At 71.3% G+C, this 21316-nt stretch carries 15 protein-coding genes and 1 riboswitch; of the genes, 6 read left to right on the forward strand and 9 right to left on the reverse strand.

Annotated features, from left to right (window positions below; genetic code table 11):
* The first annotated feature begins 396 nt into the window (after positions 1–396).
* Entirely contained in the window at positions 397–963 is a 567-nt protein-coding gene (locus tag N538_RS0103870; protein WP_028636203.1) for an O-methyltransferase, read from the forward strand.
* Here N538_RS0103870 and yczE read toward each other — a convergent pair.
* A complete protein-coding gene (gene yczE, locus N538_RS23745) occupies positions 902–1591 on the reverse strand; it encodes a membrane protein YczE (protein ID WP_081790263.1) in 690 nt (229 codons plus the stop codon). The two genes, N538_RS0103870 and yczE, sit on opposite strands and share 62 nt — an antisense overlap.
* 62 nt (positions 1592–1653) lie before the next feature.
* Here yczE and yczR point away from each other — a divergent pair, with 62 nt between their 5' ends.
* A complete protein-coding gene (gene yczR / locus N538_RS0103880; RefSeq protein WP_028636204.1) occupies positions 1654–3084 on the forward strand; it encodes a MocR-like transcription factor YczR in 1431 nt (476 codons plus the stop codon).
* A 57-nt stretch (positions 3085–3141) separates the two neighbouring features.
* Here yczR and N538_RS0103885 read toward each other — a convergent pair whose 3' ends face one another.
* Positions 3142–5898, reverse strand: coding sequence for an ATP-binding protein (locus tag N538_RS0103885; protein ID WP_028636205.1), 2757 nt, complete (start codon positions 5896–5898; stop codon positions 3142–3144).
* Between the two features lie 319 nt (positions 5899–6217).
* On the opposite strand from N538_RS0103885, the gene N538_RS0103890 reads away from it, so the two are divergent.
* Positions 6218–6541 (forward strand): hypothetical protein, encoded by a 324-nt coding sequence (locus N538_RS0103890; RefSeq protein ID WP_028636206.1) that lies wholly within the window; start codon positions 6218–6220, stop codon positions 6539–6541.
* A gap of 145 nt (positions 6542–6686) precedes the next feature.
* On the opposite strand, the gene N538_RS27175 is transcribed toward N538_RS0103890, so the two are convergent.
* Positions 6687–7931: an HNH endonuclease gene (locus N538_RS27175; protein WP_231496126.1), complete on the reverse strand. Its 1245-nt coding sequence runs from the start codon at positions 7929–7931 to the stop codon at positions 6687–6689.
* Positions 7932–8333: 402 nt separating this feature from the next.
* Positions 8334–8542, forward strand: a riboswitch (cobalamin riboswitch).
* A 144-nt stretch (positions 8543–8686) separates the two neighbouring features.
* Here N538_RS27175 and N538_RS0103900 point away from each other — a divergent pair.
* Positions 8687–11059 (forward strand): ribonucleoside-diphosphate reductase subunit alpha, encoded by a 2373-nt coding sequence (locus N538_RS0103900; RefSeq protein WP_051548697.1) that lies wholly within the window; start codon positions 8687–8689, stop codon positions 11057–11059.
* Positions 11056–12060 carry a ribonucleotide-diphosphate reductase subunit beta gene (locus tag N538_RS0103905; protein WP_197025225.1) on the forward strand — a complete coding sequence of 335 codons (1005 nt, stop codon included), beginning with the start codon at positions 11056–11058 and terminating at the stop codon, positions 12058–12060. Before N538_RS0103900 ends, N538_RS0103905 begins: the two co-directional genes overlap by 4 nt.
* A gap of 58 nt (positions 12061–12118) precedes the next feature.
* Here N538_RS0103905 and serA read toward each other — a convergent pair whose 3' ends face one another.
* The gene (gene serA / locus N538_RS0103910; protein WP_081790277.1) at positions 12119–13699 is read right to left on the reverse strand and encodes a phosphoglycerate dehydrogenase; all 1581 of its coding nucleotides are present in this window, start codon (positions 13697–13699) and stop codon (positions 12119–12121) included.
* 178 nt (positions 13700–13877) lie between these two features.
* Between serA and N538_RS0103915 the strand changes: the two genes are divergently transcribed.
* Entirely contained in the window at positions 13878–15401 is a 1524-nt protein-coding gene (locus N538_RS0103915) for an ABC-F family ATP-binding cassette domain-containing protein (RefSeq protein WP_028636211.1), read from the forward strand.
* A gap of 12 nt (positions 15402–15413) precedes the next feature.
* Here the strand turns inward: N538_RS0103915 and efeB are convergent, their stop codons facing one another.
* From efeB to N538_RS0103940, 5 genes are all read right to left on the reverse strand, one after another.
* Entirely contained in the window at positions 15414–16676 is a 1263-nt protein-coding gene (gene efeB / locus N538_RS0103920) for an iron uptake transporter deferrochelatase/peroxidase subunit (protein WP_028636212.1), read from the reverse strand.
* Entirely contained in the window at positions 16673–17830 is a 1158-nt protein-coding gene (efeO, locus tag N538_RS0103925; protein ID WP_028636213.1) for an iron uptake system protein EfeO, read from the reverse strand. The genes efeB and efeO overlap by 4 nt, the downstream gene beginning before the upstream one ends.
* Positions 17831–17849: 19 nt before the next feature.
* Positions 17850–18716, reverse strand: coding sequence for an iron uptake transporter permease EfeU (gene efeU / locus N538_RS0103930; protein ID WP_028636214.1), 867 nt, complete (start codon positions 18714–18716; stop codon positions 17850–17852).
* An 82-nt stretch (positions 18717–18798) separates the two neighbouring features.
* A complete protein-coding gene (locus tag N538_RS0103935) occupies positions 18799–19506 on the reverse strand; it encodes a DsbA family oxidoreductase (protein WP_028636215.1) in 708 nt (235 codons plus the stop codon).
* Between the two features lie 28 nt (positions 19507–19534).
* Entirely contained in the window at positions 19535–21277 is a 1743-nt protein-coding gene (locus N538_RS0103940; RefSeq protein ID WP_028636216.1) for a sensor histidine kinase, read from the reverse strand.
* Between the last annotated feature and the right edge of the window lie 39 nt (positions 21278–21316).

A 21316-nucleotide genomic window follows, 5' to 3' on the forward strand; every position in this document is an offset into this window, starting at 1 on the left:
TGCTCTCTCTCGTGTGGGTTCGTTCCGTTGCATCAGGTGTCCGTGGTCCCGGTACACCTGGAACGAAGATGATCCGCTCGAGTGAGCGATCGGCTCGTGGATCACACGAGCTGAGGGAGAACCATCAGGAAGCGGGTCGCGCCGTGCTGCTGGACGCTCGTTCGCCGCGGAGACATCTTCGATCCAGATGTGCCCGAACCAGGTCGGGCGGAGAGACCGTCAACGCCGAACACCGCGGCGAGGTGGCCTCTCTCAGGCCCCGCCGCGGCAGTCGATGAGTACGAAGACGCTCCGCATGGTGCTCCGACCGTACGGTAGCCGGCCGCCACCGGCCACGAGATCGCACAGAGTGTTCGACATGCGAGACACAAGGTCCGAAATGGAAGACTCGGGGCCATGAGCGCCCCTCCCGAGCTTCCCGAGGTCGTCGCGCGTGCGTTCGACGTGTCCCGCAAGGCGGGGTACGCGTCGTTCTGCCGCAACGAGACCGGCCGCCTGCTGGCCACCCTGGCCGCGACCCGGGACGGGACGATGGCGGAGTTCGGCACCGGCTGCGGCGTCGGTACGGCGTGGCTGCGCTCGGGCGTCCGCGGCGACGCGCGGATCGTGACCGCCGAGCTGGACGCGAAGCTCGCCGATGCGGCTGCCGAGATCTTCGAGGACGACCCGCAGGTCGAGGTGCTGTCCGCGGACTGGTCGACGCTGCTCGACAAGGGCCCGTTCTCGCTGCTCTTCCTCGACTCCGGCGAGCCCACCGAGGTGAGCGTCGACTCGGTCGCCGACCTCGTCGAGGAGGGCGGCATCGTCGTGCTCGACGACTTCACGCCGTGCGAGCTCTGGCCGCCGCTCAGCTACGGGCGCGTCGACTCCCTGCGTGAGCAGTGGCTCACCGACGAGCGGTTCACGTCGGTCGAGGTGATGGTGGCACCGGACGCGTCGGCGCTGATCGCGACCAAGCGCTGACGTCCCCCAGGTCGACCGTGAAGGCCGGCAGCCACAGCTGGGTGAGCGGACCGATCGCCAGCGCGTAGAGCACCGTGCCGAGACCGATGGTGCCGCCGAGCAGGACACCGACGATGACCACGGCGACCTCGAGGCCGGTGCGCACCAGCCGGATCGAGCGGCCGGTCCGCCGCGCCAGCCCCGTCATCAGCCCGTCGCGGGGTCCGCGCCCGAGCTGGGCGCCGATGTAGAGGGCGCTGGCCAGGCCGCAGAGCAGGATGCCGCCGACCATCAGTGCGACCCGCAGGACGATCGCGTCCGGCTCGTCCAGCAGCGAGAGCGTCGCGTCGGCGGCGAACCCGACGACCAGCGCGTTGGAGATCGTCCCGAGACCCGGGGTCTCGCGGAGCGGGATCCAGAGCACCAGGACGACGAAGCTCATCAGCACCACGGCCTGGCCGATGGTGATCGGCAGGTGCCGGATCAGGCCGGAGTGGAGGACGTCCCAGGGCGCGAGGCCCAGGTCGCCGCGGTACATCAGCGCCAGTGAGACGCCGTACGCCACGAGCCCGACGTAGAGCTGCGGCAGCCGGCGCGCCAGGCGGCCGGCGCGGAGCTGGGCGATCGGGCCGAGGTCGACGAGGTTCACCCCACCATTCTGCTGCAGGATTGGCCTTCTCCTGAATAGCCAATCGTGCGAGAGTGGCCTGCATGACCCGCACGATCAGCGCTGCCAGGGTGGCCACCCTGGTCGGCGACTTCGACCGCTCCCCCGCGTACGCCGGGCTCGCCGACGCGCTGGTGCTGCTCATCGGCGACGGACGGATCACGCTCGACACCCGGCTGCCCAGCGAGCGCGAGCTCACCGAGGCGCTCGGGGTCTCGCGGACCACCGTGACCCGGGCGTACGCCGAGCTCCGCGACGCCGGGTACGCCCGCGCCCGGCAGGGTGCCGGCACGTTCACCCGGGTGCCGGGCGGCCGCGCACGGGCCCACGACCGGGCGCTGCTCCCCCGGGCCGGCGACTCCGACGCGATCGACCTCAACTGCGCCGCACCCTCGGCGCCTCCCGGCATCGCGGCCGCCTACGCCGCGGCGGTCGCCGACCTGCCGGCGTACCTCGGTGGCCACGGGTACTTCCCCGCCGGCCTGCCCGAGCTCCAGCGCGCGATCGCGGCGACGTACGACGACCGCGGGCTGCCGACCGACCCCGACCAGATCATGGTGACACCCGGCGCGCTGGCCGCGGCGTCGATCATCGCGCAGGCGTTCACCGGACCCGGCGAGCGGGTGCTCGTGGAGTCGCCGGTCTACCCGAACGCGACCGACGCGCTGCGGCACGGTGGCGCCCGCCTCGCGGCGTACCCCGTCGACCCGGACGGCTGGGACCTGGCCGCGGCCGCGGCGGCGCTGCGCCAGACCGCGCCGCGGATGGCGTACCTGATCCCCGACTTCCAGAACCCCACCGGTCACCTCATGACCGACGCGCAGCGCGAGGAGTACGCCGGGCACCTGCGCCGGACGCACACCACCGCGATCGTCGACGAGGCGCACCAGGCGCTGCCTCTCGAGGGCCAGGAGATGCCACGGCCGTTCGCGGCCCACGCGCCCGACACCATCACGATCGGCAGCGCGAGTAAGGCCTACTGGGGCGGGCTGCGGCTCGGCTGGATCCGGGCGCCGAAGGGCATGGGCGACCGGCTGACCCGGGCGCGGGTGAGCCTCGACCTCGGCGCTCCCGTGCTCGAGCAGCTGGTGCTGGTCCGGCTGCTCGCCGATCCCGAGATCCTCCCCGTCAACCGCGACCGGCTCCGGGGTCACCGCGACGCGCTGGTCGGCGCCGTGCGTGAGCAGCTGCCGGACTGGTCGTTCCACGTCCCGACCGGCGGGCTCGCGCTCTGGTGCCGGCTGCCGGGGTCCTTCGGCACGGCGGTCGCCGCCGAGGCCGAGGCGCGGGGCGCGATCGTCGCCCCCGGCCCGGTCTTCGCGGTCGAGGGCGGCCTGGACAGCTTCCTCCGCATCCCGTGGGGTCGCCCCGCCGACGAGCTCACCGCCGCGGTCGGCCGGCTGGCGGAGGCGTGGTCCGTCGTCCGTGAGCGCCCGTCCGGCCGCACGCCGACCGGGCGCGTGATGGTGGCCTGACGTACGGGGCTGGCTCTCGTGTCCAACCGCCGCGGATGGGCACCTATCAACGCGTGGTCAAGCAGGGTGAGCAGTCGTGGTGGCGCCCACGATCGCGTTCCGTAGCGGTACATGCTGATGAGCGAGCACTCGTGCCCGCCGTAGCAACTTCGCTCCCGTAGTTGCCTGGCCGCGAGTCAAGGCGGACTGGCCCGCTCGCCAGAGGCAGTACGCCTCGTCGTGCGGTCGGGGCAACTGGTGCCACTCGTTGGCAGCGCGGTTCCACCGGTCCACTGAGGGTTGACCAGCCAGGCGGGCGATCTCCGCCGCCCAGGTCGCTGCCAGAGCCTTGTTTGCTCCGAACGCCAGACTGGGCCGGAAAGGGTCTCTTGCGGTCGCATCGCGCAGGTCACGCAGGGTGTGGAGCAGGCGGTCCCGGTCGTGGTCGAGATCAGCCGAGATCTCCATCTTGTCGGCGGCCGCGCGTGCCGCAAGGCATAGCAGCGGACCGATGAACGCCGAAGCGTCCGTGCGCACCGCCCTGCGGATGACGATGAGGAGGCGGTCAAGTGCCATCTGCGGTCGGCCGGACCACAGGGAGGCTGCGGCGAACGCATCGGTCGACTCGATCAGGTTGGCGAGGCCGTCGAACTGGGACGGGTCAACCATCGCGTACCTCTCGATGGCCTCCGTGTCGAAACGCCCACGGAGAAGGTCGAGGAGGGCGCGTTCACTGTGTAGGCCGAAGATGCGTGGAACGGGGATCCCTTCGGTCATCGGGTCGATCAGCTCGGCAGCCCGGTCCACGTGACCGGCCAGGCGCAGGGCCTGTGCCACGTTGTACCGAAGGACCGCGACGATGTGGGCGTCGAAGCCCCAGGCCGTTGCTACATCCAGTGCTGGACGTGCGGCCGCGATCACCGAGTCGGGGTCAGCGGCAGCCCAGTTCAAGATCACGGTGTGCTCAATGGCGATGTGGACGTCGCCAGCCGGATCCGGCTGCGGGACCTGGATCCGAGCCGCCTCCCGGATCCGCGAGAGCGCGAGATCAAGGTCGCCGTCCTTGGCCGAATACGAGGCCAGGAGTGCCAGCAACCACCGATGCAGTTCAGGTGCCGCGATCAGGGCGCACATCTCAGCTCCCAACAGTGCGGTCGCGGCGCCCTCCTCCTCGCGACCAACAGACCAAAGCAGCCACTCCCGACGGATCAGAGCACGCACGTGGTCCGCTGAGGGTCCGAGCCCTTCGTAGATGTGGAGAGCCTTGTCCATCAGAAGCAGGGCGCTCTCCTGCTCGCCGAGGTTCCCTTGATACTCGGCCGCGCGCTGATAGATCGCTGCCGCGTCCGGACTCTCGGAGTCGGCCTGGTCTTCCATCGCCTCCTGGGCTACCGCTGCGGCGAGCAGAACGTCGACGGGGCCCAGTGCATCCATCAGCGCGAGATAGACGTCGCACTTACGGACGGGCGGCGAGCCGGCCAGCTCGTCGTCTCCGGGCCACAGCAGAAGGGCGCGCTGCCAGTGCGCCGCCGCTGCTCTCATCGCGAGTCGCTGGCCGGCAGCCTGGGCTGCGCGTATACGCCAGACGATCTCCTGGGCAGGGTCCTCGCCGAGCTGCCATTGCTCGGCGACCTCACCAGGGGATGGATCAGCAGTCCGGGCGAGTGCGGTCGCAAGCCGGCGATGTTCCTCGACGAGCTCGTGGGCCACCAGGTGCCGCCGCACGGCTTCAGCCAGCAGCGGGTGCCGCAACTCGACCTCGTGGCCCTTGGCCGAACGGAGCAACCTCCGAGCCTCCAACTCGTGGAGGCCGGCGACGAACGCGGTCGGCGGCAGCTGGGTCAGCTCCGACAACAACGAGTCGGTCAGGGAACGGTCAGCCGCGCCAAGGGCACTCACGATGGACCATGCCGGATCGCCGAGCCCTTGGATGCGCCGGTCGAGCAGGTCCGCGAGAAGTTCCGGGAGGGGCTGGCCGTCGTCGTGCGCCGCGAGCTGTTCGGTGAACAGGGGTTGCCCACGAGTACGGCGGTAGATCCTTTCCAACAGCTCAGCTGCCGGGCGATCGCCAGCCAGCAGTTCAAGCTGGACGGCCGTCTCCTCGCGGCTCAGCGGGCCCAGGACGAACGTCTCGACGCTCGGCATCCGTCGCACCCGAATACCCCAGTCGGCCGTGGCCACGGACGTGGCCGGATCCTCGAGACGCCACGTCCCCACCATTGGCACATCCACGCCGCGAGACACCAGATGCTCGAGCAGGTCCAGGGTCGAGGAGTCGGCCCAATGCAGGTCCTCCACCAGGACCGCGAGCGGCCGGACCGCGGCGAGCGAAGTCCAGGCCGCCGAGACCGCCGCGAACATCCGGTGCCGCCACCAGTCATCCGCCGACATCCCCGGCGTGTCGTCGGCCTCGCCGAGCTCGGGCAGCAGCCGACACAGCACCGCCCGCACGTACGGCGCGCACCCGGCGAGGCCCTCCTCGAGCCACCGGCCCTCGTCCACCTGGTACGCCGAGCGAAGGACGTCGGCGATCGGAAGCAGCGGCACCTGGGTCGACAACGGACGGCAGGTACCCCTGGCTACGAACATGTTGCGCCCAGAGCCAGCCGCGAACCCCGCCGCCGTGTCCACCAGCCGGGTCTTCCCCATCCCCGCCTCGCCGGTGACCAGCAACAGACCGCTGCCGGACTCGAGGTGCCGCCGGACCGTAGCCAGCTCGTCACGGCGCCCGGCGATCGGCGACCCCGGAGTCGAAGCGGGACCACTCGCGGCTAGCCACAACCTGCGGAACTCATCGACGTCACCGCCCATCGCCTCCACGACCAGCTCCAGCACCCCCCACGACGGCAGCTTGGGTGAAGAGAACACCGTGGCGACCGTTGTATGTGAGCAACCCGCCTCCCGGGCGAGCGCCCGCAGGCTCGGCCAGCCCGCCTCGTGGTGCAGCGCATGGAGCGAATCGACCAGGTCTCGTTGGGAACCCGGCTGGACCTCGGGACGTGCGAGCCGTCCTCCAGTACCTCCCACAGCACCTCCCGCGCGCACGACCGCTGGAATCCAGCATCCTCTCGTTGGCCAGTTCTGTCAGGCGGCGTAAAGCGGGCCCCGGACGGCTTGACGGTGGTGGTCCAACCTCACTGCAAGGAGCAGGGCCATGAACACGAACACCACCACGAAGATCATCGCCGCAACCACCATCACGATCTGCCTCGGCACCGCGTGGGCCAGCCCGGTCCACGCCACCACCAACCACCACGGGCAGACGATCGCTGTCCGGACCGAGCCGGACCCCGGCCAGCTGATCGGGCAGCGCAAGGCGCGGGCTGCCCACGACTTTGTCGCCTACGCCGCCGCCAGGGCGCGGTACGCCGCCCTCGCCCGGCCGGCCGTGGAGCCGAAGGATGACCGTCACCGCAACGACCCGCCGCGGCCGTGCACCAAGTTCCCAGACCTCTGCGGCATCACTCCGACGCAGTAGGGCACCCTGCACGGTGGCAGCCGACTCATGGCCGCACCCAAGTGGCCCTGGTCGACCGCACTCACTTGCCGCGATCAGCGAACTCTTCGACCCGCGTCTTACCGCGCAAGAGTTGCAGCGCCTCACGACTTTGAACGCGTTCGGCCTACGTCCGTCGGTGGAAGGTGACGTCGCCGTTGGGGTGGTAGTTCGTCTGGTACCTGGTGTCGTGGGCGCGGTTGTGGTGCCAGTGGCAGAGACTGACGCCGTCTGCGAGGTCGGTGTGGCCGCCGTCGATCCAACGGGTCTTGTGGTGGGCGTGCAGGCTGGCGCTCCGGTCGCAGCCCTCGGCGCGGCAGCCGCGATCCCGGACCAGCATCGCGGTGCGCTGGGCCTCGGTGAAGTAGCGGCGCTTGCGCCCGACGTCCAGCGGCTGGGAGTCCCCGCCCAGGACGACGGGGATGATCCCGGCCTCGCAGGCCAGCCGGCGGGCCACGCCGGGGGAGATCGTGCCGCCGGTGTCCAGCACGCAGGCCTTCTCCTCCAGGCGGCCGAGGAGGACGTCGAGGTCGATCAGGACCACCGTGGTCGCCGACACCCCACCGGTGCGGGGCAGGCGGTCGGCCGGGTACCGCTCGATGAGCTCGCACAACGCCTGTCCCATCGCCTCGGGGGTCGGCGGCCGGTCGGCGGCGGCGCCGGCGCCCTTGGTGGCGTTCTGGTGTTTGGACGCGGCGATCGCGGCCAGCATCTTCTTCAACGCCGCCCAGTGGTAGGAGGGCAGGGTGCCGGCGAAGTGGGCCTTGCCCTTGCCGTCGTCGTATCCGGACAGCCGGCATGCCTTCGCCGCCGCGTTCTCTTCTTTCGCCAGGAGCGCGGCTTCGCGGGCGTCGGCCTCGTCGGGGGCGATGACCTCGAACAGCCGCTTCCCCAGCCGGTTCAACGCGTGCGCGTCGTGGTGGCGGGCCTGCTCCAGCAGGGGGGCCTCGGCTCCTGTGACCTTCTCGGCCGGGACGGTGTCGGGCAGGTCGTCGATCCAGTGGACGATCACCCGCGCCTGCTCCACATGAAGGTGGCCGGCGGCCAGGGCGTCGCGGACCGCGGGATGCGCCTCCAGGTCCCGGCCCAACCGCACCGCCGCGTGGGCCGCCGCACGGGTGGTGTTCGTCTCGTGTGCCAACCACGCCGCCGCACTGGATGCGCCCTTGTCCTGGCCGACGTGCAGGTCGTCGGCGTGTGCGGCCACCCGGGCTCGCAGCTCGGTCGCCTGGTTGATCGCCCGGGTCAGCTCGACCAGGGTCGCGGCGGTCTCCTCAGCGTCCATGGACCACACCGACGCGTCGGCCACCGCGTCGGCCGCGGCGCGCATCTGCGCGGTCGCTGCCGACACCCGGTGCCGACGTGTGGCCATCGCTCTCATGACACCCACTCAAGCACCCGCCACCGACAGTGGACCGCCCAGAATCCCCTTGTTCACAGGGGTTCTGGTCACAATGAGGTCACGATCGACGACCTGTTTCCACAGGTGGCGACGGGTGGTTTCGAGGCTCGTCGTTGGCGCTCTTCGCACCTCAACCACCGCGCGGGCCGTGAGCCGGGAAGCGGCCGTCACCAGCCGCCCGCGTCCCCGTCGCTGCCTGTCGGTCGCAACCCCAACGGACCGGTGAGGTGCTGGCAGTCGACGTCGCCGCGCCCGCCGTACCGGGGTCTCGACAAGCTCGACCACCGGAGAGCCGGGAGGCCGGGTGATGGTGGCCCGAGCCGGACACGCCGACACAAGATGTGGTCCCACACTTCCCCGACCGTCCTACATATGGTGGCGGACGCAGCTGGTTCGGCGCCCCAGCCAGGGACGCCGAGGCAAGAGGGAACCCGGTGAGAGACCGGGACTGCCCCGCAGCGGTGAGTGGGAACGAGCGCCGTCATCAGCACTGGAGAGATCCGGGAAGCGACGGTCAGTAGGGGTCGAGATCGTTCGACGTGCCCACGAGTCCGAAGACCTGCCAGCGCACCCCGCCCGTCGGGCGGGGTGGTCCGAGGCCTCGTGGGACGGCCGACGGCACGTACGACGTACGCAGGTCCCCGGCTCGCCCGGACCCGCACTCGTACCTCCGTCCTCTCCTCACGACCCCGGACCGTCGGGACCGATCTCGCGAGGAGAGAGAAGTGACGGTCACAGCAGCATCCAGCCGAGCAGTGGGCAGGACCTCGATGCAGGTCCGCAAGCGCAACGGCGACAGCGAGCCCGTCGACGTCAACAAGATCGTGCGGGCGGTGGACCGCGTCAGCGGCGACCTGGCGGACGTCGACCCGATGCGGGTCGCGACCCGGACCATCAGCGGGCTCTACGACGGCGCCACGACCGCCGAGCTCGACCGCCTGTCGATCCAGACGGCCGCGGAGATGATCGGCGAGGAACCGCAGTACTCGCGGCTCGCGGCCCGGCTGCTGTCGGGCTACATCGACAAGGAGGTCCGCAACCAGGGCGTCGCGTCGTTCAGCCAGTCGGTCTCGCTCGGCCACGCCGAGGGCCTGATCGGCGACGAGACCGCGGCGTTCGTGAAGGACAACGCCCGCAAGCTCGACTTCGCGATCGACGACCGGGCCGATCGCCGCTTCGAGTACTTCGGCCTCCGGACCGTGTACGACCGCTACCTGCTGCGGCATCCCTCGACCCGGCTGGTGGTCGAGACCCCGCAGTACTTCCTCCTCCGGGTGGCGTGCGGCCTGGCGCAGAGCCCGGGCGAGGCGATCCGGTTCTACCGGCTGATGTCCTCGCTCGCCTACCTGCCGAGCAGCCCGACGCTCTTCAACTCCGGCACGCGGCACACCCAGATGTCCTCGTGCTACCTGGTGGACAGCCCCCGCGACGACCTCGACTCGATCTACGCGCGCTACGGACAGGTCGCGAAGCTGTCCAAGTTCGCCGGCGGCATCGGGATCGCGTTCTCCCGGGTCCGGTCGCGCGGCGCGCTGATCCGCGGCACCAACGGGCAGTCCAACGGGATCGTGCCGTTCCTGCGCACCCTCGACTCGTCGGTCGCGGCGGTCAACCAGGGCGGCCGCCGCAAGGGGGCCGCGTGCGTGTACCTCGAGCCGTGGCACCCCGATGTCGAGGAGTTCCTCGAGCTGCGGGACAACACCGGCGAGGACGCCCGGCGCGCCCACAACCTCAACCTGGCCAACTGGATCCCCGACGAGTTCATGCGGCGGGTCGAAGCCGACGAGGCCTGGTCCCTCATCGACCCCGACCAGGCCCCGGAGCTCCCGGACCTGTGGGGCGAGGCGTTCGACGCGGCGTACCGCCGGGCCGAGGAGGACGGTCGTCTCGTCCGCCAGGTGCGGGCCCGTGACCTCTACGCGAAGATGATGCGCACCCTCGCGCAGACCGGCAACGGCTGGATCACCTTCAAGGACGCGGCGAACCGCACCTGCAACCAGACCCGGGACACGCCGGGCGGACCGGTCGTGCACCTGTCGAACCTGTGCACCGAGATCATCGAGGTCTCCTCCGACGGGGAGACCGCCGTCTGCAACCTCGGCTCGATCAACCTGGCCCAGCACCTGCTCGCCGACGGGGTCGACTGGGACAAGCTCCGCGAGACCGTGCGCACGGCGGTGCCGCTGCTGGACCGGGTGATCGACATCAACTACTACCCGAGCGAGGAAGCGGCGGCGTCCAACCCGCGCTGGCGCCCGGTCGGGCTCGGGCTGATGGGCCTGCAGGACGTGTTCTTCGCGCTCAGGATGCCCTTCGACTCCCCCGAGGCCCGTGAGCTCTCGACCCGGATCCAGGAGGAGATCTACCTGACCGCGCTCGAGGTGTCGTGCGACCTCGCGAGGCGACACGGGCCGCACCCGTCGTACGACGAGACCCGAGCGGCCGCCGGCGTCCTGCAGCTCGACCACTGGGAGGCCACGCCGCACCAGACCGAGCGCTGGGAGGCGGTGCGAGCCGACATCGCCGCGCACGGACTGCGGAACTCGCTGCTCGTCGCGGTCGCACCGACGGCGACCATCGCCTCGATCGCGGGCTGCTACGAGTGCATCGAGCCCCAGGTCTCCAACCTGTTCAAGCGCGAGACGCTGTCCGGGGAGTTCCTCCAGGTCAACGCCGCCCTCACCCGTGAGCTGAAGGCGCGCGGGCTGTGGACACCCGAGGTGCGCGAGGCGATCAAGCGCGCCGAGGGCTCGGTGCAGGGCCTCACCGCGCTGCCGGAGGACGTGCGCGCGCTCTTCCGCACGGCGTGGGAGCTCCCGCAACGCGCGCTGGTCGACATGGCGGCCGACCGCTCGCCGTACGTCGACCAGAGCCAGTCGCTCAACCTCTTCATCGCCGGCCCGTCGATCGGGAAGCTCTCGTCGATGTACCTGCACGCCTGGAAGTCCGGGCTGAAGACGACGTACTACCTGCGCTCGCGGCCCGCGACGCGGATCCAGCAGACGACCGTGTCGGTGGCTGTCCCTGACGCGGCGTCCGACACCGCAGCCGTCGTCTGCTCCCTGGAGAACCCCGAGACCTGCGAGGCGTGCGAATGAACCAGATGCTGTTGGACCCCGGCATGAACCTGACCCTGCGGCCGATGCGCTACCCGCACTTCTACGACCGCTACCGGGACGCGATCAAGAACACCTGGACCGTCGAGGAGGTCGACCTGCACTCCGACCTCAAGGACCTCCAGCGGCTCAGCGACGCCGAGCGGCACCTGGTCTCGCGGCTGGTGGCGTTCTTCGCCACCGGCGACACGATCGTCGCCAACAACCTGGTGCTGAACCTCTACCAGCACATCAACTCGCCGGAGGGCCGGCTGTACCTCTCCCGCCAGCTGTTCGAGGAGGCGGTGCACGTGCAGTTCTACCTGACCCTGCTCGACACCTACGTCCCCGACGAGACCGAGCGACACGAGGCGTTCGCCGCGGTCGACAACATCCCCTCGATCAAGGCGAAGGCGGACTTCTGCTTCCGGTGGATCGACTCGGTCTTCGACCTCGACCGGCTCGAGACCCGGGAGCACCGGCGCAGGTTCCTGCTCAACCTGATCTGCTTCGCCGCCGTCATCGAGGGGCTCTTCTTCTACGGGGCGTTCGCCTACGTCTACTTCCTGCGCTCGCGGGGCTTCCTCAACGGCCTCGCCTCGGGGACGAACTGGGTGTTCCGCGACGAGTCCATGCACATGGCGTTCGCCTTCGACGTCGTCGACACCGTCCGTGCCGAGGAGCCCGAGCTCTTCGACGACGAGCTGGCTGCCCAGGTCCGGCAGATGCTGGTGGACGGAGTGGACGCCGAGGCGCAGTTCGCCGACGACCTCCTCGGCGGGGGTGTCGCCGGCCTGTCGACCGCCGACATGCGCTCCTACCTGGAGTACGTCGCCGACCGGCGCATGGAGCGCCTCGACCTGGAGCCGATCTACGGGTCCCGGAACCCGCTCGCGTTCATGGAGCTCCAGGACGTGCAGGAGCTCTCGAACTTCTTCGAGCGCAAGGTGTCCGCGTACCAGGTCGGCGTCACCGGGGTCGTCGGGTTCGACGAGGACTTCTGAGTGCGGCGGGCGGGGCAGCCGGGAACGGTTGCCCTGCCCGGCTCACCCGGACGAGCCGTCAGACCAGGTTGACGGCCCGGACGGAGCCGGCGTCGATCGCGTGCTGGATGTCGGCCAGGGCGTCGTGCGGGATGGCGGTGTCGACGGAGAGCGCGACGAGCGCATCGCCGCCGGGGGCGGTCCGGGAGACCTGCATGCTGCCGATGTTGATGCCGGCGTCCCCCAGGATGCCGCCGACCGTCCCGACCATCCCCGGGCGGTCCTGGTAGGTGAAGAACGCCAGGTGCTCGGCCGGCTCGATGTCGACGTCGAAGCCGTTCACCTCGACCAGCCGCTCCTTCTGGTTGATCCCGACGAGGGTCCCGCTGACCGAGACCTGCGAGCCGTCGGCGAGGGTGCCGCGGATCGTGATGAGGTTCCGGTGGTCGGGGCTCTCCGGGTCGGCGACCAGGCGTACGGCGCAGCCGCGCTCGGCCGCGAGCAGCGGCGCGTTCACGTAGGAGACCTGCTCCTCCACGATGTCGGCGAAGACGCCCTTGAGCGCGGCCAGCTCGAGCACCTTGACGTCGTACTCGGTGATCTCGCCGCGGACCTCGACGTCGACCTGCTGGGCGACCTCGCCGGCGAGGCCGGTGAAGACGCGGCCGAGCTTCTCGGTGAGGGGGATGCCGGGCCGGACGTCCTCGGCGATCACGCCGCCCTGGACGTTGACCGCGTCCGGGACCAGCTCTCCGGACAGGGCGAGGCGCACCGAACGGGCGACCGCGATGCCGGCCTTCTCCTGGGCCTCGTCGGTGGAGGCACCGAGGTGCGGGGTGGCCACGACGTTCTCGAGCTCGAACAGCGGGCTGTCCGTGCACGGCTCCTGGGCGAAGACGTCGAGACCGGCGGCCGCGACCCGCCCCTCCTTGAGGGCGGCGTACAGCGCGACCTCGTCGACGATGCCGCCACGCGCGGCATTCACCAGCACCAGGGACGGCTTCACCCGGGACAGCTGCTCTGCGCCGATGAGCCCGATGGTCTCCGGGGTCCTCGGCAGGTGCACGGACATGAAGTCGGCCTCGGCGAGCAGGACGTCCAGGTCGACGAGGCGGACGCCCATCTGGGCGGCGCGCCCGGCCTGGACGTAGGGGTCGTAGGCGATCACGTTCATGCCGAACGCCGAGAGACGCTGCGCGACGAGCACGCCGATCCGCCCGAGTCCGACGATGCCGACGGTCTTCTCGTAGAGCTCGGTGCCGGTGTAGCGCGAGCGCTTCCACTCGCCGTTCTTCAGCGCGGCGTGCGCCGGCGAGACGTGCCGGGCGGCGGCCAGCATCAGTGCGACCGCGAGCTCGGCAGCCGAGACGATGTTGGAGGTCGGGGCGTTGACGACCATCACGCCGGCCTGGGTGGCGGCCCGCACGTCGACGTTGTCGAGGCCGACGCCGGCGCGGGCGACCACCTTGAGCCGGGTCGCGGCGCCGAGCGCCTCGGCGTCGATGCGGGTGGCCGAGCGGACCAGGACGGCGTCCACGTCCACGATCGAGCGGAGCAGCTCGTCGCGGTCCGCACCGTTGCAATGGCGGATCTCGAACTCCGGCCCCAGGGCCTCGACGGTCGCCGGGCTGAGCTCCTCGGCGATGAGTACGACGGGCATGCTCACAGCGGTTGTCCTCGACGTGGTGCGGACAGGTGACGGCACGGCGCTGTGCTCCTCGTGACTGTACCCGACCGGTCCGCGTAATCGGCTGGCGTCCACGAGCGTGCCGACCTAGCCTTGCGCCCATGGAGCTGTGAGACGTCCCGTCCCTTCCCGACCTCTCCCAGGAGTCTCCATGTCCTCGACCGCCGCGGTCGTCTCCGCGTCCGGCCTCACCTTCACCTGGCCCGACGGCACCCCCGTCCTGCGCGACCTCGACCTGCTCGTCAGCCCGGGCCGCTCCGGGCTGGTCGGCGTCAACGGCGCCGGCAAGTCCACCCTGCTTCGCCTCGTCGCTGGCCTCCTGCGGCCCACCGCCGGGCACATCAGCGTGGCGGGCGAGATCGCCTACCTGGCCCAGGACCTCACCCTCGACGTGCACCAGCCGGTCGAGGAGTTCCTCGGCATCGGGGCGGTACGCCGCGCGATCCGCGCCGTCGAGTCCGGCGACGTCGACCCGTTCCACTTCGACACCATCGGCGACGACTGGGACGTCGAGGAGCGTGCGGTGGCGGAGCTGGCCCGGCTCGGCCTGCCCGGCGACGTGCTCGACCGGCGGCTCGGCGAGCTCTCCGGAGGTGAGGTCACCCAGCTCGGCCTGGCGCGGCTGCTGATCCGGCGGCCGGACGTGCTGCTGCTCGACGAGCCGACCAACAACCTCGACGCCGACGCCCGCCGCCGGTTGTACGACGTCGTCGAGGGCTGGAGCCGGTCGCTGCTCGTGGTCAGCCACGACCGCGAGCTGCTCGAGCGGATGGACCGGATCGGTGACCTGCGGGACGGCTCCGTGCGCTGGTACGGCGGCGGCTACTCCTCCTACGCCGCCCAGGTCCAGGCCGAGCAGGACGCCGCTGCCCAGGCGGTGTCGAGCGCTCGCTCGGACCTGCGCAAGCAGCGCAACGAGCGGGTCGAGGCCGAGCGGATGCTGGCGGGTCGCAGGCGCGCCGCCCACAAGGCCGAGCGCACCACGGGACTCGGCAAGGCCGTGATCAACGCCAAGAAGCAGCAGGCCGAGGAGTCGGCCGCGCGGCACCGGCGCGTGCAGGACGACCGCGTCGGCCAGGCCCGCGAGCGGCTCGACGAGGCCGAGACCCGGCTCCGGGAGGAGCGCGAGATCCGGATCGACCTGCCCGGCACCGAGGTGCCCCGGGGGCGGGTCGTGCTCGAGAGCGAGGACCTCCGGATCAACGGGCCCGACCGGATCGGCGTCGTGGGGCCGAACGGCTCCGGCAAGACGACGCTGCTGCACCGGCTGGTCGACCAGGCGCGGGTGCCGGTGGCGCTGCTCCCCCAGCGGCTCGACGTGCTCGACTCCGACGACACCGTCTACGGCAACGTCGCCCGTCGAGCACCCGGTGCGGACGCGAACACGGTCCGGGCCCGACTGGCACGCTTCCTGTTCCGCGGCGCGACCGCGGACCGCAGGGTGGGTGACCTGTCGGGCGGCGAGCGGTTCCGCGCGACCCTGGCCGCGCTGCTGCTGGCGGACCCGGCGCCGCAGCTGCTGCTGCTCGACGAGCCGACCAACAACCTCGACTTCGCGTCGTACGACGCCCTCGTCTCGGCGCTCGCGTCGTACCGGGGCGCTCTCGTGGTCGCGAGCCACGACCCGGCGTTCCTCGACGACGTCGGCGTGGACCGCGTGGTCGACCTCGGCTGACCCGGCCGGGCGCTAGGCGAACAGCGCCTGGCCGACGTACTCGCCCGCACCGATGCCGGGCGGCACGGCGAACAGGGCGGAGCCGGTGACCTTGACGTACTCCATCAGCGCGTCCACCTTCGCCATCCGGTTCTGCACCGGGATGAACTGGGTGTCCGGGTTGCGCATGAACGCGATGAAGAACAGGCCGGCGTTCAGCCCGCCGAGCGGGTCGCTGCCGTCGACGAAGTTGTAGCCGCGGCGCAGCATCCGGACGCCGTCGTTGAAGTCCGGGTGCACGACCCGGACGTGGGCGTCGCGCGGGATGACGGGGCCGTCGCTGCCGGGCATCGAGAAGTCCGGCTCGGTGAACTCGGTGCCGCCCGAGAGCGGAGCGCCGCTGGCCTTGGTGCGGCCGATGAAGTCCTCCTGGTCGCCGAGCGACTGGCGGTCCCAGATCTCGATGTTCATGTTGAAGCGGCGGGCGACGAGGTAGGAGCCGCCGGCCAGCCACGCGGCCTTCGCGTCGTCGCCGTCGGCGACCCAGACGTGCTGGGCGACGTCCGACGTCTCCTCCGCCTTGACGTTCGCGGTGCCGTCCTTGAAGCCGAACAGGTTGCGCGGCGTGGACTGCGAGGTCGAGGTGGTCGAGGTGCGGCCGAACCCGAGCTGCGACCAGCGCACGGCGACCGTGCCGAACCCGATCCGGGCCAGGTTGCGGATCGCGTGCACGGCGACCTGCGGGTCGTCGGCGCAGGCCTGCACGCACAGGTCGCCGTAGGACCGCTCGGGGTCGAGCACGTCGGCCGGGAAGTGCGGGAGCGTGCGGAGCGCCTCCGGCTGCCGGTCGGCGATGCCGAACCGGTCGCGGCCCCTGGCGTCGCGGAAGAGCGCGGGGCCGAAGCCGAACGTGATGGTCAGGCCGCTCGCGGACAGCCCGATCGCCTCGCCGGTGTCGTCCGGTGGCAGGTCGACGGCGCCTTCGGTGGGGCCGATCCGGCCGGCGGGCAGGCCGCGGGTCATCCGGTCGGCGGCCTCGGTCCACGCCTCGAGGAGCGCGATCAGCTGTGCCCGGGAACCGGTGGTGACGTCGAACGCCGCGAAGTGGAGGCGGTCCTGCGCGGGGGTCGTGATGCCGGCCTGGTGGGCGCCGCGGAAGGCGAAGGCGTCGCTGCCGGTGGCCCCCGGCGTCTCGTCGGCCGCGGTCGCCCGTCCCGCCGCGAACGCGCCGACGGCCAGGCCGGCGGCGACACCCCCGCCGACCAGGCCTCGGCGCGAGACGCTCGGCGTGCTCAGGAGACCACCACCGCCGTGAGCTCGGAGAGCGGCTCGGCCAGCGCGTTGACGGCGTTCGCGAGCTGCCGGACCTCGGCGTGGCTGAGCCGGTCGTAGGAGACGAACCCGTCGTCGGTCTTCTGCGCGTCGAGCAGCTTCTGGAGCGCGGCGAACCGCTCCTCCAGGGTCTGGGCGAGCTCGGGATCCTTGTGCTCAACGATCGGCTCGAGGCCTTCGTAGCCGACCCGGGCTCCGTCGACGTTCGCCTGGAAGTCCCAGAGGTCGGTGTGCGACCAGATCTCCTCCTCGCCGGTCACCTTGCCGCTGGCGACCTCCTCGAGCAGGCCGCGGGAGCCGTTGGCGATCTGGTCGACGGTGTAGGTGAGCTTCTGGACCCGGCCGTCGAGGGTCTCGATGTTGCCCAGCAGGTCATCGGCGTAGAACGCGCGCTGCTTCGTCGAGAGGGGGGTGTAGCCGGTGGCCGGCGGCCAGAGGTCCTTCTCGATCCGGTGCCAGCCGGTCCACTTCTGACCGGGCTCGAGGTCGGCCTCGCGCGCGTCGGTCTTGGGGTCGAGGTCACCGAAGGACTCGGCGACGGTCTCGATCCGCTCCCAGTGCACCCGGGCCTCGGGGTAGAGCGCGCGGGCGGCGTCGTCCTCGCCGTTCGTGTAGAGCTCGACGAACTGCCGGGTCTTGGCCACGAGCTGGTCGGACTGGTCCTGCACGTAGTCCTCGTAGCTCTCCAGGGCCTGGTCCACCTGCTGCTGGTCCCCGGCGGAGACGCTCGGCTCCTGGTCCGACCCGGTGACCGTGAAGTCGGCGCGGATGCCGTCGCCCTCCATGCCCGGCTTGCAGGCGGCGACGTAGTCACCCTCGGGGGCGCTCACGACCAGCTGGCGGGAGAGCTGCGGGCCGATGTTCTCGACCTCGCCGACGATCCGTTGCCCGTCCTCGCCGAGCAGGTAGAACTCGGTGACCTTCGAGCCGTCGTTGGTCACGTCGAAGGTCAGCGTGCCGGAGGGTGCCTGCGCGCTCGACAGCTCGCAGCCGTCGTCGGTCGAGGTGACCGAGACGGTGCGGGAGTCGCCGGAGTCGTCCGCGGCCTTGACGTTCTCGGTGCACGCGGCGAGCAGGGGCGTGGCCAGGAGCAGGGCCACAAGGGCAGGCTTGCGCATCGGGGTCTCTCTGTTCGCGTCAGTGGCTGACGGTGGTCGGGGCAGCGGGCGCGGCGGCCCGGGGAGGGGTACGGCGGCGGCGCGCGCCGAGCAGGAACAGGGTCATCACCGGGACGACGTACAGCACCCAGACCGTGGCCTCGAGGACGGTCGTCTCCGGCGAGAAGTTGAAGACGCCCTTGAGCAGCGTGGCGTACCACGTGGTCGGGTCGATCGTGTCCGAGACGTCCCAGGCCAGGTGGTGCAGGCCGGGCAGCACGCCGGCCTCCTGGAGGTCGTGCACGCCGTACGACAGGACGCCGCCGGCGACCAGGATCAGGAATGCACCGGTCCAGGTGAAGAACGTGCTCAGGTTGATCCGGATCGCGCCGCGGTAGAGGAGGTAGCCCAGGACCACGGCGGTGGCGATGCCGAGGGCGGCGCCGAGCAGCGGCTGCCAGGTCGCGTCGGTGTGGCGGGAGACCGCCTCGGTCGCGGACCACAGGAACAGCGCGGTCTCCAGGCCCTCGCGACCGACGGCGAGCACCGCGACGAGCACCAGCGCCCACCACGAGCCCTCGGCCGCGCTGTCGATCTGGCCGCGCAGCTCACCGCTCAGCGAGCGGGCGGCGCGGGCCATCCAGAAGATCATCCAGGTGACGAGGGCGACCGCGACGATCGAGAGGGTGCCGCCGATCGCCTCCTGCGCCTCGAAGGTCAGGCTGCGCGGCCCGTAGAAGAGCGCGAACCCGAACCCGAGCGCGACGACGACCGCGATGCCCACGCCGATCCAGATCCGCGGCAGCAGGTGCCGGCGGTCGGTCTTGACCAGGTAGGCGACGAGGATGCTGACCACGAGGGCCGCTTCGAGGCCCTCGCGCAGACCGATGAGGTAGTTCGCGAGCACGACCCGGATGCTACGCCAATTACTTAGGTTTGCCTAACCAAAGGTTGCCCATCTCACGTCCCGGCCGCCGAGCGGCCGGAGCTCAGATCGCGCAGCCGTCGGGGCCGCACGCCTCGGCGTCGCCGCCCACGGTCTGGAGCACGGGGTGCGAGGCCGCCCAGGCCTGGTCGAGCACCTGGGCGAAGACCTCCGCGGGCTGGGCGCCGGAGACGCCGTACGCCCGGTCCACGACGAAGAAGGGCACGCCGGTCGCGCCGTAGGCGCGGGCCTGCGCCACGTCGGCGGCCACCGCGTCGGCGTACTCGTCCCCCGCGAGGACGGCGCGCACGCGAGCCTCGTCGAGGCCGGTGCCGACCGCGACCCGGGTCAGGACCTCGTGGTCACCGACGTCCTGCGCCTGCTCGAAGTACGCCGAGAGGAGGGCCTCCTTGAGCTCGCGCTGGAGGGCCGGACCGCCCGCGTCGAGCGCGAGGTGCAGGAGCCGGTGGGCATCGACGGTGTTGGTGTGCACGGTCTCGAAGAGGCGGAGCGCCAGGCCCTCCTCGGCGGCGACGTCGATGAGCTGCTGCTGCAGCTGGCGCATCTCCGCCTCCGACCGGCCGTACTTGCGCGCGATCACACCGGTCGAGAGCTCGTGCCCGTGCGCGGGTGCGCTCGGGTCGAGCTCGAAGGAGCGGTAGACGACCTCGACCTCGTCCGCGTGCTCGAAGCCGGCGAGGGCGGTCTCCAGGCGGCGCTTGCCGACGAAGCACCACGGGCAGACGACGTCGCTCCAGATCTCGATGCGCATGACCGGTTGAACCGGCAACCAGACGGAGCTATTCCGGTCGGTGCTGGGCCGTGGGCAGCGTCACCGTGAACGTCGTGCCCTCGCCGAGCCGCGAGTGCACGCCGACGGTGGCTGCGTGCCGCTCGACGATCGTCGCGACGATCGCGAGCCCCAGACCGGTGCCGGGCTCGCGGAGGGCGTCCGGGTTGGTGGTGCGGAAGAAGGCGCTGAACAGCCCGATCTGGTCCTCCTCGGAGATGCCCAGCCCGTCGTCGGAGACCTGGAGGACGACGTCGTCGCCGCCGGAGGTGAGCGAGACCGCGACGGTGCCCCCGGCGGGCGTGTACTTGACGGCGTTGCTCACCAGGTTCCCGACCAGCCGGTCCAGCTCACTCTCGTCGCCGGGCACGACCAGGTCGCCGCCTCCGAGCTGGAGGCGCAGGTCGATCCCCTTGGCCCGGGCGGCGGAGTCGACGAGCGCGATCACGTCGGCGGTGACCGCACGGAGGTCGACGGACCGGCGCACCAGCGGGTACTGCGGGTTGCTGACCTGCGCCAGGAGCAGCAGGTCCTCGACCACGCGCTCCATCCGGGCGGTCCCGCGGGTCATCGCCTGGTGGTGTCGTACGGCGGTCTCGTCGAGATCCACCGCGCCCAGGAGCTCGAGGTTGCCGGCGATGACGGTGAGCGGGGTGCGCAGCTCGTGCGAGAGCGTGGCGATCAACTGGCTCCGGTAGTCGTCGAGCTGCTGCAGCTCGCGGACCAGGTTCCGCTCGCGCTCCAGCGCCCTCGCGGTCATCAGCGCCGCGCCGAGGTCGTGCCCGATCTGGAGCGCGGAGTCGATCTCGACCTGGGACCAGGGCGGGTCCTGGGAGCGCCGCGTCAGCGCGAGGAAGCCGACGCACTCGGTGCCGACGCCCAGCGCGACGGCGAGCACCGAGGACAGGTCGAGCTCCGCGAGCTCCTGGCGGACGTGCCGGGGCTGCTCGGGGTCCGCCGCCGAGACGAGGAGTGGACGCTCATCGGCCCACAGCCGGGGCGCGAGCTCCTCCGAGGTCCGGCGTACCCCGTCGGAGATGTGGACGGGGCTGCCGTCGTGGGAGCGGGCGTAGCCGGAGCCGTCGAGCAGCTGGATCCAGGAGCCGCTCGCCCCGAAGCCCTCGACGAGCGGGCGGTGCGTGTGCTCGAGCACCGCCTCCAGCGATGCCTGCGCGCGGGTCGAGGAGGACCGGATCAGCCGGCGCGCGGCCTCCGCGTGCTCGACCTGGTGGATCAGCTCCTCGCGCTCGAACGCGGTCAGCACCGCGCGCTCGGCCTGCGCGGCGTACCGCTCGAGGAGGCTGCGCTGGCGGTCGTCGGGGCGGCGGCCGGAGACCGGTCGGTCGACGGACAGGAGGCCGACGGGGCGGCCGCCGTCGTCGGTGAGGAGCGCCAGCAGCGCGTCCTCGATGTGCCACGCGTCCGGCGTGCCGGAGGACTCCTGCTCGATCAGGACCCAGTGACCCTCCAGCTCGCCGTGGGTCCCGGCCGGGATGAAGCGCAGCCGCGGCCCCCACTCGACGGCAGCCGGCAGGACGGAGTCGAGCACCGAGATCGGGTCGGACTCCTCGAGATACTCGCGGTACTGCTCGGGACCCGTGTAGGCGACGGTGACCAGGCGCTCGTCGAGGACCACCGAGAGGACCGCGACCTCGAAGCCGACCATCTCCGCCACGGACTCGACCATCAGCTGCAGGACGGCACGCGCGGACGAGTCCGACCAGCCCCCGTGATCGGTCGGTCCGGGCTCCACCTGCGCAACCTAGCGATTCCCGGACGCCCGCGCCCCGGA

The sequence above is a fragment of the Nocardioides sp. URHA0032 genome (assembly GCF_000620645.1).
GTDB lineage: Bacteria > Actinomycetota > Actinomycetes > Propionibacteriales > Nocardioidaceae > Nocardioides.